Genomic DNA, 11,780 nt, shown 5'->3' with positions numbered 1-11,780 from the left:
GAACGACAGGAGGAAGTCGGCGTACGCCGGCTCCTCAGGCGTGGCCGACCGGGTGTGACGGCACTTCCTCCTGTCGTGCGGGCCGCTCACCGAGGTGGTCGGCAGCTCCGGCGACCGCGAGCAGCCGCGCGCACTCGTCGACCAGCCGCGCCCGGAGCGGGGCGCCGCGCTCGGCGAAGACGCGCTGCGCGGCGGCGTACTCCTGCTTGCCCGCGGCCGTCTCGATGCGGACCGGGTCGAAGCCCAGGTCGGCGAGGTCGTACGGCGCCGCGCGCATGTCCAGGACCCGGATGTCGCGCGCCAGCTCGAAGCAGTCGGCGACCAGGTCGGAGCTGATCATCGGCGTGAGCCGGAACGCGTGCTTGTAGAGGTCCATCCCGGCGTGCAGGCAGCCCGGCTGCTCGAAGGCGGGCCGGTCCTCGCTCGTGGGGGCGAGGGTGTTGAGCGGACGGGCCGGCTCGGTGAAGAAGCGGAACGCGTCGAAGTGCGAGCACCCGATCCGGTGCGACTCGGCCACCGCGTCCGTGCCGTCCGGCCCGAGCCGCAGCGGCCAGTCCGCGTGCCGGGTCTGCTCCTCGGTCATCCGGTAGACCATCGCCCACTCGTGCAGCCCGAAGCACCCCAGCTGCGCGGGCCGGGCCGCCGTCGCGCTGAGCAGCCGGTGGAGTGACTCGAGCAGCGGACGCTGCTTCACGACGTGCGCCGTGGTGACCGCGACGGCGTCGCCCTCAGCGGCGGGTGGTTTCGAGACAGGCGCCAGGGCGCCTTCCTCAACCACCGTCCCGGTGGTTGAGGAGGTTGCGCAGCAACCGTCTCGAAACCACCCGTAGCCCTTGAGGCCGGCGTACGCCGCCCCGCCGGCCAGCCCGACGCCGTACCCCGGATGCCAGCGGCGCAGCTGCGCCGGTCGCTGGGCGTAGTAGGTGAAGAGGAAGTCGTGCACGGGGTGCTTCACGCCGCCGGAGCGACGCTCGAGGTGCGGCGTCACGAACGCGTCGACCCGGGCCGCGTGGGCGTCCGCCCGGGCGCGCCACGTCGCCTCGTCGAGCACCACCGGGTCCATGGGTCAAGGGTAGGAGTGGTTTCGAGACGGTCGCTGCGCGACCTCCTCAACCACCGGACTACGCCGCGGGCGCGACCTCCTCAACCACCGGACGCCGCCGCGGGCGCGACCTCCTCAACCACCGGACGCCGCCGCGGGCGGGGACGCCTCAACCACCGGACGACGCCGCGCAGGCGGTCGATAGGCTCGACCTCGTGCGCATCGTGAGATTCACCGTCGGAGAAGACCCCCAGTACGGCGTCCTGACGGGCGACGTCGACCAGTTCGGCCAGCCCGACGAGGACAGCGTCGTGGTGGCCCTCGCGGGCGACCCGCTGTACGTCGGGGTCAAGCTGCTCGAGCAGACCCACCGGCTGGCCGACGTCCGCCTGCTCGCGCCGGTTCTGCCGCGCAGCAAGGTCGTCGGGATCGGCAAGAACTACGCCGCGCACGCGGCCGAGATGGGCGGCGACGTGCCGTCCGAGCCGCTGATGTTCCTCAAGCCGAACACCAGCGTCGTCGGGCCCGGTGACCCGATCTTCTACCCGCGCCAGACCGAGAACCTGCACTACGAGGGCGAGCTCGCGGTCGTCATCGGTCGGATCTGCCGTGACGTCCCCGTCGACCAGGCGACCGACGTCATCCACGGCTACACGATCGCCAACGACGTGACCGCCCGCGACCTGCAGAAGAGCGACGGCCAGTGGAGCCGCGCCAAGGGCTTCGACTCGTTCTGCCCGCTCGGGCCGTGGATCGAGACCGACCTCGACCCGCAGGTCTTCGCCGACGGCGTCGCGGTCCAGACGCACCTCAACGGCGACCTCGTCCAGGACGGCAACACCAGCGACCTGATCTTCGACATCCCGACGCTGATCGCCCACGTCTCCAGCGCCATGACGCTGCTCCCGGGCGACGTCATCCTCACCGGCACCCCCGAGGGTGTCGGTCCCATGCAGGTCGACGACGAGATCGAGATCTCGATCGCCGGCCTCGGCACCCTCACGAACAAGGTGGCACGACGATGACCAGCCCCGGCAGCGACGTCCGCGTCCGCTACTGCCCGTCCCCGACCGGCTCCCCGCACGTCGGCCTGGCCCGCACCGCGCTCTTCAACTGGGCCTTCGCCCGTCACCACGGCGGCACCATCGTCTTCCGCATGGAGGACACCGACAAGGAGCGCAACACCCAGGAGTCGTACGACGCGATCCTGGACCTGTGGCGCTGGCTCGGCCTGACCTGGGACGAGGGCATCGAGGCCGGCGGCCCGCACGGTCCCTACCGCCAGAGCGAGCGCGGCGACATCTACGCCGACGCCCTGGCCAGGCTGCGCGAGTCGTCGTACACCTACGACTGCTACTGCACCACCGAGGAGGTCGACGCGCGGCGCAAGGCGTCCGGCTCCAAGGTGATGGGGTACGACGGCTTCTGCCGTGACCTCTCCGAGGACCAGCGCGCGGCGTTCGTCGCCGAGGGACGCCGACCGGTCGTGCGGTTCCGGATGCCCGACGGGTCGATCACCTGGGACGACCTGGTCCGCGGCGACATCACCTTCGAGACCGAGCACGTCCCGGACTTCGCGCTGTGCCGGGCCAACGGCGACCCGCTCTACACGCTGGTGAACCCGGTCGACGACGCGCTGATGGGCATCACCCACGTGCTGCGCGGCGAGGACCTGCTCTCGAGCACGCCGCGCCAGCTCGCGCTGTTCGAGGGGCTCAAGGAGGTCGGCCTGGCGACCGTGACCCCGTCGTACGGCCACCTGCCCTACGTCATGGGCGAGGGCAACAAGAAGCTCTCCAAGCGCGACCCGCAGGCGCACATGTCGCTCTACCGCGACCAGGGCTTCCTGCCCGAGGGGCTGCTGAACTACCTCGCGCTGCTCGGCTGGGCCATCTCCGGCGACCGCGACATCTTCTCGCTCGACGAGATGGTCGAGGCGTTCGACATCGGCGACGTGAACCCGAATCCCGCCCGCTTCGACCTCAAGAAGGCCGAGGCCATCAACGCCTCCCACATGCACCAGCTGTCGGTGGAGGACGTCACCCACCGGGCGCTGCCGTTCCTCCAGGCGGCCGGCGTGGTCGGCGACCCCGTCGGCGACGCGGACGCGCAGCTGCTCGAGCTGGCGATGCCGCTGGTGGCCGAGCGGATCAACAAGCTCACCGAGGCCGTCGACATGCTCGGCTTCCTGTTCGTCGACGAGGCCGACTTCACGGTCGACCCGGCCGACGCCGAGAAGCTGCTGACCGAGGACGGCCTGGCGGTCGTGCGGGCGTCGTACGACGCCCTCGCGGCGCTGGACACCTGGTCGACGCAGGCGATCCAGGACGCGCTGCAGGCGACGCTGGTCGAGGGCATGGGTCTCAAGCCCCGCAACGCCTTCGGCCCCGTCCGCGTCGCCGCGACCGGCCGCCGGATCTCGCCGCCGCTCTTCGAGTCGCTCGAGCTGCTCGGTCGCGAGCGGTCGCTGGCGCGGCTGCAGAGCGTGCTGGGCTGAGCATGGAGCCGACGGCATGAGCCAGGTCCCCGCCGGGCTGGCCTACCACGAGGTGCACCGCGGCGGTCCCGTCGCGGGCCGGCACGCGTGGTGGCGTCCCGTCATCGGCACGACCGCGCTGATCGCGCTGATGCTGGTGGTGGCGCCGGTGTTCTGGCAGCTGCCGTTCGCGGCGTACTACGCCGTCACCGGGCAGCCCGTCGTCGACAGCGTCAGCCGGCTGCTCGAGCTGGACGACCCGACGCCGGCCGGGCTCGCCTACCTCAACCTGGTGCTGGCTTCGGCGATCCCGGTCACGTGGCTGATCACCCGGGTGCTGCACGGGCTGCGACCGCGCTGGCTGGCCTCGGTCACGCCCAGGATCCGCTGGGGCTGGCTGCTGACCTGCATGGCCATCGCCTTCGGCGCGCTGATCGTGACGCTGGTCGTCTCGGCGGCCCTGCCGTCGGCGGGCGACGGCACCGAGGTCAGCGGCGGCGTCAACGACTTCACCCGCACGACCCGCGACTTCCTGCTCGTCCTGGTGCTGCTCACGCCGCTGCAGGCGGCGGGGGAGGAGTACGCCTTCCGGGGCTACCTCACCCAGGCCTTCGGGGGGCTCTTCGGCAACCGCTGGGTCGCGGTCGTCGGCCCGGCTTTGCTGTTCGCGCTGGCGCACGGCTCGCAGAGCGCGCCGGTCTTCTTCGACCGCTTCGCGTTCGGCCTGGTGGCCGGCGTACTCGTCATCCTGACCGGCGGCCTCGAGGCCGGCATCGCGATGCACGTGCTCAACAACCTGCTGGCCTTCGGGCTGGCGCTGGCGTACGGCGACATGGCCTCGACGCTGAACCCCACCGGCGGCAGCTGGTGGAGCATCCCGGTCACGCTGACGCAGTCGCTGGTCTTCCTCGGACTGGTGCTCCTGGCCGCCCGGAGACGGGGCCTGGAGACACGCACGGGGGAGGTCGTTTTGGCGGCCCCCAGCCCTCGCGTGTAAGGTTTCGTCTCGGTCCTGAGGAGTCACGAGGGGCCGGCAACATTGGGATATGGTGTAATTGGCAACACAGCTGATTCTGGTTCAGTCGTTCTAGGTTCGAGTCCTAGTATCCCAGCTGAGTCGCGGAGATCCCTTTGCGGATCGGGTCGCGATTTGTGCGACACGTTGGCCATTGGCTAGAGTTTCGCAGGTTGATCGGGGAGGGCCGCGAGGCGCTCCGAAGGTCAGCAGCAGTGCATGCCCCCGTTGTGTAGCGGCCTAGCACGCCGCCCTCTCACGGCGGTAGCGCCGGTTCGAATCCGGTCGGGGGTACCACTCACGAAGGGCTCGGTCACCAGACCGGGCCCTTCGGTCATTTCCGGGGGTGTTCCGAAGGTGGTCGGGCCCCGGTCGTCGCGGCCCGGCGTCGCTCAGGCGCAGATGCCGGCCGCCGCGGCCGCGTCCTTCTGGGCCTGGCTGGGGCGCTTCGCCGGCCCGTCGGCCGACAGCGAGTCGCGCGTGAAGGAGCCGAGCGGCCGGTCGTCGTGGACCTGGCGGACGAGCTTCTTGTACGACGGCAGCAGGCCGACGTGCGGGTAGCCGGCCGTGCCCTCGGCGTAGAGGAAGTTCGGCATCGTGACGAACTTGATGTGCGGCAGGTCGATGTCCTTGAGCTGGCCGGCGAGGTCGACCAGGGCCTTGGCGCTGGCGAGGTCCGGGCTGGCCTGCAACGAGCTCGTGAGGGCGTTGGCGAAGCCGAGCAGCCGGGTGGGGCGGGTCAGCGTGTCGGCCGAGAGCACCTTGTTCGTCATCGCCGCGATGAACGACTGCTGGCGCTTCATCCGGCCGATGTCGGTGCCCGCGAGCACGTGGCGCAGGCGCACGTAGTTGAGGGCCTGGGTGCCGTCGAGGTGCACGTCCTTGCCGGCGGGGAAGCTGGTGTGGAGGTACTTCGGGTCGTCGAGCGGCTGGGGGATGCAGACACTGACGCCGTGGATCGCGTCGACCATGTTCTTGAAGCCGCCGAAGTTGAGGGTCAGGTAGTCGTCGACGTAGATCGGCCGGAAGACCGACTCCACCTGCTCGACCGTGCACTCGGGGCCGCCGCGCGAGAACGCCTCGTTCCACAGCACCTGCTTCGCACCCGGCACCGTCTTGCCGTCGACGGTGCAGTCGGGCCGGTCGACGATCAGGTCGCGCGGGATCGAGATGCCGTACGCCGACTTCCGGTCGGCCGAGACGTGCAGCAGGATCGTGGTGTCGGACCCGTCCGCGCCCTCCTCGTTGTCGACGTGGCAGCCCGCGCAGTCGCGGGTGTCGTTGCCCATCAGCAGGATGTTGAGCGGCTCGTGCGGCTGGTCGGGGGTCTTCGGCTTCTTGGTGGTGAGGTGCTGGATCGGCGGACCCGCCTCGATGTTGCCGTCGACCTTCTTGAAGACCAGGACGACCGTCACCGCGGTCGCCAGTGCCAGGACGAGGCAGGTGGTCAGGATGACGAGCAGGACCGTACGCCGGTGGTGCGGCTGCATCGGGGTCGCCTCGGGACGTCGGGCGGGCGGCGTCTCGTCGGTCACGGGACGATCCTCGCAGTCGGAGCCTGAGCCGGGCGGCGATTCGGCAGAAGGTGTCCGGCGCCCGCTCCTCGCAGTGGCGCCATCCTCATGTCCGATTCCCGCGAGATGGTGTCCCCGTCGTACGACATGATGGGGGCATGAGCGGAGTGGAGCGGCTGGACCGGGAGTCCTGCTACCGGGCGGTGAAGTCCCGGGACCGGCGCTTCGACGGCGTGTTCTACACCGCCGTGCGGACGACCGGGATCTACTGCCGCCCCTCCTGCCCGGCGCGGACCCCCGGCTTCGCCAATGTCACCTTCCACCCGAGTGCGGCCGCGGCCCAGGCGGCCGGCTTCCGCGCCTGCAAGCGCTGCCTGCCGGACGCGACACCGGGCAGCCCCGACTGGGACGTCGCGGCGACCGCCGCCGGGCGCGCGATGCGGCTGATCGCCGACGGCGTGGTCGACCGCGCGGGCGTGGAGGGGCTGGCGCAGCGGGTCGGCTACACGCCGCGGCACCTGACCCGGATCCTGACGGCCGAGCTCGGGGCGGGTCCGCTGGCCCTGGCGCGGGCGAAGCGGGCGCAGACGGCGCGCGTGCTGATCGAGACGACCGACCTGACCTACGCGGACGTCGCGTTCGCATCCGGCTTCTCCAGCGTGCGGCAGTTCAACGACACGATCCGCGAGGTGTACGCCGCCACCCCCACCGACCTGCGCGGTCGCCGCGGCGGACGCCCCGCCACCGGCACGGTCACGATGCGGCTGGCCGTGCGGACGCCGTACGCCGGACGGGCGATGCTGGCGTTCCTGGCCTACCACCTGGTGCCGGGCGTGGAGGTCGCCGGCGACGGGTTCTACGCCCGCACGCTGGACCTGCCGCACGGGCCCGGCACGGTGCGGCTCGACATCGACGACGCGCTCGACGCGGGGCGGACCGCCTTCGTGACCGCGACGTTCACGCTGCACGACCTGCGCGACACCGCCGCCGCGGTCGAACGGGCCCGACGGCTCGTGGACGCCGACTGCGACCCGCTCGCCGTCGACGACCACTTCGCCGGCGATCCGGTCGTCGGGCCGCTCGCGCGGCGCACGCCGGGGCTGCGGGTGCCCGGTCAGGTCGACGGCGACGAGACCGCGGTCCGCACCGTGATCGGCCAGCAGATCAGCGTCACCGGCGCGCGCACCGTGACCGGTCGTCTGGTCGCGCTGCACGGGCGGCCGGTCGACACCGGCGTCCCGGGGCTGACGCACCTCTTCCCGGACGCGGCCACGCTGGCGGCCGTCGACCCCGAGACGCTCCCGATGCCCAGGGCGCGCGGCCGGGCGCTCGTGGCGCTGTGCGCCGCGCTGGCCACCGGATCGGTCGCGCTGGACCGCGGGCCGGATCGTGACGACGTACGCCGGGCACTGCTGGAGCTGCCGGGCATCGGTCCTTGGACCGCCGACTACGTCGCGATGCGCGCGCTCGCGCACCCCGACGTGTTCCTCCCGACCGACATCGGCGTCCGCAACGCGCTGGCCGGCCTCGGCCACGACCCGGCGGCGGTGGTCGCCGCGAGCGAGACCTGGCGCCCCTGGCGCTCGTACGCCCTCATGCACCTCTGGAACACCCTGATGCCACCCCTGCCCGACAGCTTGGAGCCCTGACATGTGGACCGTGATCGACTCACCCATCGGCGAGCTGCGGCTGGTTGAGCAGGCCGGGCGGATCACCGCCATCGAGTTCTCGCCGTTCGGCGACGCCGACGGCCGGGTCCGGGGCCCGCGCGACGACGCCCACCCCGTGCTCGCCGAGTGCGCCCGTCAGCTCGGGGCGTACTTCGCCCGCGAGCTCAAGGACTTCGACCTCCCGCTCGCCCCGGTCGGCAGCGCCTTCCAGCAGCGGGTCTGGGCCCAGCTGCAGGAGATCGGCTACGGCGAGACCGCGTCGTACGGCCAGGTCGCCGGGCGCCTCGGCCTGACCAACGCCGCCTCCCGCGCCGTCGGCCTGGCCAACGGCCGCAACCCGATCCCGATCGTGATCCCGTGCCACCGCGTCATCGGCGCCAACGGCACCCTGACCGGCTACGCCGGCGGTCTCGAGCGCAAGCAGCTCCTCCTCGAGCTCGAGCAGGACGCCCTCTTCTAGGTGCCGAGTCGGCGCATCTGCACGCGCTGAGGGGGGTCGAGTCGGCGCATCTGCAGACGGTTGGGTGGTGCTGCCGTGGCACGCTGGCGCGATGACCGGCTGGCAGACCCACGCGACGCGCACGGCGTACGACAACCACTGGATCCGCGTCCGCGAGGACGACGTCACGCGGCCGGACGGCTCCGCCGGGGTGTACGGCGTGGTGGAGATGAAGCACCCGGCGGTGTTCGTCGTGCCGGTCACTGCGGCCGGCGAGGTGCTGCTGGTGCGGCTCCACCGCTACCCGATTGACCGCGAGTCGATCGAGGTGCCCGCGGGTGGGTCGGACGGGGAGGACCCGCTGGCGGCCGCCCAGCGGGAGCTGCTGGAGGAGACGGGGCGTACGGCGTCGAGCTGGACGCGGCTGGGGCAGTTCTTCGCGCTGAACGGCGTCGCGAACGCGCGCGCCGACGTGTTCCTGGCGCGCGGGCTGACGGGGCTCGAAGACGTGGGGCACGGTGCGGCCGACGAGGGGATCAGCGAGGTGCTGGTCGTCCCGTGGGCCGAAGCGATGGGACTCGTGCGCAGCGGCGCGATCCACGACAGCGAGGCCATCGCGGCCCTGATGCTCGCCGGGCTGGAGCTGGGACTGATCGCCTGACTGCGCGGGTCTCGATACGCCGGTCGCGGGCTCGTTCCTCGCCCGCGCGGCTACTCGACCTGGCACCTGTGCCTCGGCGCGAGCACGCTCGCGCCGAGGGCGCTCACTCGGCTATTCGGCGGCGGCGCGGCGCAGGGACTCGGACAGCCGCTCGGCGGCGGCGAGGACGGCGGGGGCGTGCATGCGGCCGGGCTGGCGCGACAGGCGCTCGAGCGGGCCCGAGACGGAGACCGCGGCGATGATCTTGCCGCCGGGGGAGCGGACGGGGGCGGAGACGGACGCGACGCCCTGCTCGCGCTCGCCGACCGACTGCGCCCAGCCGCGGCGGCGGATGCCGGACAGGGCGGCGGCGGAGAAGGCGGCGTTCTGCAGGCCGCGGTGCATGCGCTCCGGGTCCTCCCAGGCGAGCAGCACCTGGGCGGCCGAGCCGGCCCGCATGGTGAGCTGCGAGCCGACCGGGATCGTGTCGCGCAGGCCGGAGGGGCGCTCGGCGGCGGCGACGCACACGCGGTGCTCGCCCTGACGGCGCCAGAGCTGGGCGGACTCGCCGGTGATGTCGCGCAGGCGGGCCAGGACCGGGCCGGCCGTGGCGAGCAGGCGGTCCTCGCCGGCGGCCGCCGAGAGCTCGGCCAGCCGGGGGCCGAGGACGAAGCGTCCCTGCATGTCGCGGGCCACCAGCCGGTGGTGCTCCAGGGCGACCGCGAGGCGGTGCGCGGTGGGTCGGGCGAGGCCGGTTCCGGCGACGAGACCGGCGAGGGTGGCGGGTCCCGACTCGAGGGCGGTGAGCACGAGGGCGGCCTTGTCGAGCACGCCCACTCCGCTGGTGTTGTCCATATGGCAATACTGCCGTCTCAGATCATGGGATGCAAGCGTTAGGGTGTGTGACGTGAACCGAGGGGTGGTCCGGACCGCGTCGACCACCGGGATGTGAGGGAGAACGTCATGGGCAAGACCCTGGCCGAGAAGGTCTGGGACGAGCACGTCGTCCGGGCCGCAGACGGAGAACCGGACCTGCTGTTCATCGATCTCCACCTGATCCACGAGGTGACGTCGCCCCAGGCGTTCGACGGGCTGCGCCTCGCGGGCCGCGCCGTACGCCGTCCCGACCTCACCCTGGCGACCGAGGACCACAACGTCCCGACGGTCGACTGGGACAAGCCGATCGCGGACCCCGTCTCGCGGACCCAGGTCGAGACGCTGCGCCGCAACGCCGAGGAGTTCGGTGTCCGGCTGCACCCGCTGGGCGACATCGAGCAGGGCATCGTGCACGTGGTCGGCCCGCAGCTCGGCCTGACCCAGCCCGGCATGACGATCGTCTGCGGCGACAGCCACACCAGCACGCACGGCGCCTTCGGGGCGATCGCCTTCGGCATCGGCACGTCGGAGGTCGAGCACGTCCTCGCGACGCAGACGCTGATGCAGGCCAAGCCGAAGACGATGGCGGTCACGATCAACGGCTCGCTCCCGGCCGGCGTCACCGCCAAGGACCTCGTCCTCACCCTGATCACGCACACCGGCACCGGCGGCGGTCAGGGCTACATCGTCGAGTACCGCGGCCAGGCCATCGAGGAGCTCTCGATGGAGGCCCGGATGACCGTGTGCAACATGAGCATCGAGTGGGGCGCCAAGGCCGGGCTGATCGCCCCCGACCAGACGACCTTCGACTACATCGAGGGCCGCGCCGAGGCGCCGAAGGGCGCCGACTGGGACGCGGCGGTCGAGCACTGGAAGACGCTCGTCACCGACGACGACGCCGAGTTCGACAAGGAGATCGTCCTCGACGCCGCCGAGATGACGCCGTTCGTCACCTGGGGCACCAACCCCGGCCAGGGCGTCCCGCTGGGTGGGTCCGTGCCGTTCCCCGAGCAGTTCGAGGACAGCCAGGACCGGATCGCCGCCGAGAAGGCCTGCGAGTACATGGCCCTCGAGCCCGGCACCCCCATGCGCGAGGTCAAGGTCGACACCGTCTTCGTCGGCTCCTGCACCAACGGCCGCATCGAGGACCTGCGCCTGGCCGCCGACATCATCAAGGGCCGGCACGTCGACAAGGACACCCGCCTGCTCGTCGTCCCCGGCTCGGTGCGCGTGCGCCTGCAGGCCGAGGAGGAGGGCCTGGACGTCGTGTTCAAGGAGGCGGGCGCCGAGTGGCGCGGCGCCGGCTGCTCGATGTGCCTGGGCATGAACCCCGACCAGCTCGCCCCCGGCGAGCGCAGCGCGTCGACATCCAACCGCAACTTCGAGGGCCGGCAGGGCAAGGGGGGGCGTACCCACCTGGTCTCCGTGCCCGTCGCCGCTGCCACCGCCATCCGCGGGACGCTCTCGTCCCCGGCCGACCTGGAGGACTGACTCATGGATGCCTTCACCAGCCACACCGGCCAGGGCGTGCCGCTGCGCCGCAGCAACGTCGACACCGACCAGATCATCCCGGCGGTCTACCTCAAGCGGGTCACGCGCACCGGCTTCGAGGACGGCCTCTTCGCGGCCTGGCGCAACGACCCGGCCTTCGTCCTGAACGACGCGCGGTACGCCGGGGGCACGATCCTCGTCGCGGGCCCCGACTTCGGCACCGGCTCCTCGCGCGAGCACGCCGTGTGGGCCCTGCAGAACTACGGCTTCAAGGCCGTGATCTCACCCCGCTTCGGCGACATCTTCCGCGGCAACTCCGGCAAGGCCGGCCTGCTCGCTGCCCAGGTCGACGAGAAGGTCGTGCAGCGGCTCTGGGACCTCCTCGAGGACGAGCCGGGCGCCGCGATCACCGTCGACCTCGAGTCGCGCACCGTGCGCGCCGGCGAGGGCCCGGACGCGATCGAGGACTCCTTCGACATCGACGACTACACCCGCTGGCGGCTGCTCGAGGGGCTCGACGACGTCGGCATCACCCTCGGCCACGCCGACGACATCACGGCCTACGAGGCCACCCGCCCGAGCTGGAAGCCCGCCACGCAGTAGGGCCCCGCGCGACG

The 11,780-nt window shown here is 71.9% G+C and carries 11 protein-coding genes and 2 tRNA genes; 10 read left to right on the top strand and 3 right to left on the bottom strand.

Features of this window, described 5'->3' with window-relative positions; all coding sequences use genetic code 11:
- Positions 1 to 34: 34 nt before the first annotated feature.
- Positions 35 to 1,063: a 3-methyladenine DNA glycosylase gene (locus H5V45_RS04690; RefSeq protein WP_246415858.1), complete on the bottom strand. Its 1,029-nt coding sequence runs from the start codon at positions 1,061 to 1,063 to the stop codon at positions 35 to 37.
- A 194-nt stretch (positions 1,064 to 1,257) separates the two neighbouring features.
- On the opposite strand from H5V45_RS04690, the gene H5V45_RS04685 reads away from it, so the two are divergent.
- The 5 genes from H5V45_RS04685 to H5V45_RS04665 all read left to right on the top strand — a co-directional run bounded on the left by H5V45_RS04685 (position 1,258) and on the right by H5V45_RS04665 (position 4,830).
- A complete protein-coding gene (locus H5V45_RS04685) occupies positions 1,258 to 2,067 on the top strand; it encodes a fumarylacetoacetate hydrolase family protein (RefSeq protein ID WP_185251867.1) in 810 nt (269 codons plus the stop codon).
- Complete coding sequence (gene gltX / locus H5V45_RS04680; protein ID WP_185251866.1) at positions 2,064 to 3,539, top strand: glutamate--tRNA ligase; 1,476 nt, start codon at positions 2,064 to 2,066, stop codon at positions 3,537 to 3,539. Before H5V45_RS04685 ends, gltX begins: the two co-directional genes overlap by 4 nt.
- A gap of 16 nt (positions 3,540 to 3,555) precedes the next feature.
- Positions 3,556 to 4,515, top strand: coding sequence for a CPBP family intramembrane glutamic endopeptidase (locus H5V45_RS04675; RefSeq protein ID WP_185251865.1), 960 nt, complete (start codon positions 3,556 to 3,558; stop codon positions 4,513 to 4,515).
- A 43-nt stretch (positions 4,516 to 4,558) separates the two neighbouring features.
- A tRNA-Gln gene (locus H5V45_RS04670) sits at positions 4,559 to 4,630 on the top strand.
- Positions 4,631 to 4,754: 124 nt separating this feature from the next.
- Positions 4,755 to 4,830 (top strand) — tRNA-Glu (locus H5V45_RS04665).
- Between the two features lie 95 nt (positions 4,831 to 4,925).
- Here the strand turns inward: H5V45_RS04665 and H5V45_RS04660 are convergent.
- Positions 4,926 to 6,068 (bottom strand): LCP family glycopolymer transferase, encoded by a 1,143-nt coding sequence (locus tag H5V45_RS04660; protein ID WP_185251864.1) that lies wholly within the window; start codon positions 6,066 to 6,068, stop codon positions 4,926 to 4,928.
- Positions 6,069 to 6,205: 137 nt separating this feature from the next.
- Between H5V45_RS04660 and H5V45_RS04655 the strand changes: the two genes are divergently transcribed.
- From H5V45_RS04655 to H5V45_RS04645, 3 genes are all read left to right on the top strand, one after another.
- On the top strand, positions 6,206 to 7,696 hold the full coding sequence (locus H5V45_RS04655; RefSeq protein WP_185251863.1) for an AlkA N-terminal domain-containing protein: 1,491 nt from the start codon (positions 6,206 to 6,208) through the stop codon (positions 7,694 to 7,696).
- 1 nt (position 7,697) lies between these two features.
- A complete protein-coding gene (locus H5V45_RS04650; RefSeq protein WP_185251862.1) occupies positions 7,698 to 8,177 on the top strand; it encodes a methylated-DNA--[protein]-cysteine S-methyltransferase in 480 nt (159 codons plus the stop codon).
- Between the two features lie 91 nt (positions 8,178 to 8,268).
- Positions 8,269 to 8,817 carry an NUDIX domain-containing protein gene (locus H5V45_RS04645; RefSeq protein ID WP_185251861.1) on the top strand — a complete coding sequence of 183 codons (549 nt, stop codon included), beginning with the start codon at positions 8,269 to 8,271 and terminating at the stop codon, positions 8,815 to 8,817.
- Between the two features lie 111 nt (positions 8,818 to 8,928).
- Here H5V45_RS04645 and H5V45_RS04640 read toward each other — a convergent pair whose 3' ends face one another.
- Positions 8,929 to 9,651: an IclR family transcriptional regulator gene (locus H5V45_RS04640; protein WP_125038842.1), complete on the bottom strand. Its 723-nt coding sequence runs from the start codon at positions 9,649 to 9,651 to the stop codon at positions 8,929 to 8,931.
- 108 nt (positions 9,652 to 9,759) lie between these two features.
- Between H5V45_RS04640 and leuC the strand changes: the two genes are divergently transcribed.
- Positions 9,760 to 11,163: a 3-isopropylmalate dehydratase large subunit gene (leuC, locus tag H5V45_RS04635; protein WP_185251860.1), complete on the top strand. Its 1,404-nt coding sequence runs from the start codon at positions 9,760 to 9,762 to the stop codon at positions 11,161 to 11,163.
- A gap of 3 nt (positions 11,164 to 11,166) precedes the next feature.
- On the top strand, positions 11,167 to 11,766 hold the full coding sequence (gene leuD / locus H5V45_RS04630) for a 3-isopropylmalate dehydratase small subunit (RefSeq protein WP_185251859.1): 600 nt from the start codon (positions 11,167 to 11,169) through the stop codon (positions 11,764 to 11,766).
- Positions 11,767 to 11,780: the final 14 nt, after the last annotated feature.

It is taken from the genome of Nocardioides luti, assembly GCF_014212315.1.
GTDB classification, from domain to species: domain Bacteria; phylum Actinomycetota; class Actinomycetes; order Propionibacteriales; family Nocardioidaceae; genus Nocardioides; species Nocardioides luti.
Note: the sequence above shows the minus strand (reverse complement) of the source record. Positions and strands in the feature narration are given on the sequence as shown.

Coding starts and splice junctions, on each gene's coding strand:
- H5V45_RS04645 (WP_185251861.1), top strand. CDS start 8,269: ATGACCGGCTGGCAGACCCACGCGACGCGCACGGCGTACGACAACCAC.
- H5V45_RS04650 (WP_185251862.1), top strand. CDS start 7,698: ATGTGGACCGTGATCGACTCACCCATCGGCGAGCTGCGGCTGGTTGAG.
- H5V45_RS04640 (WP_125038842.1), bottom strand. CDS start 9,651: ATGGACAACACCAGCGGAGTGGGCGTGCTCGACAAGGCCGCCCTCGTG.
- leuD (WP_185251859.1), top strand. CDS start 11,167: ATGGATGCCTTCACCAGCCACACCGGCCAGGGCGTGCCGCTGCGCCGC.
- leuC (WP_185251860.1), top strand. CDS start 9,760: ATGGGCAAGACCCTGGCCGAGAAGGTCTGGGACGAGCACGTCGTCCGG.
- H5V45_RS04655 (WP_185251863.1), top strand. CDS start 6,206: ATGAGCGGAGTGGAGCGGCTGGACCGGGAGTCCTGCTACCGGGCGGTG.
- gltX (WP_185251866.1), top strand. CDS start 2,064: ATGACCAGCCCCGGCAGCGACGTCCGCGTCCGCTACTGCCCGTCCCCG.
- H5V45_RS04675 (WP_185251865.1), top strand. CDS start 3,556: ATGAGCCAGGTCCCCGCCGGGCTGGCCTACCACGAGGTGCACCGCGGC.
- H5V45_RS04690 (WP_246415858.1), bottom strand. CDS start 1,063: ATGGACCCGGTGGTGCTCGACGAGGCGACGTGGCGCGCCCGGGCGGAC.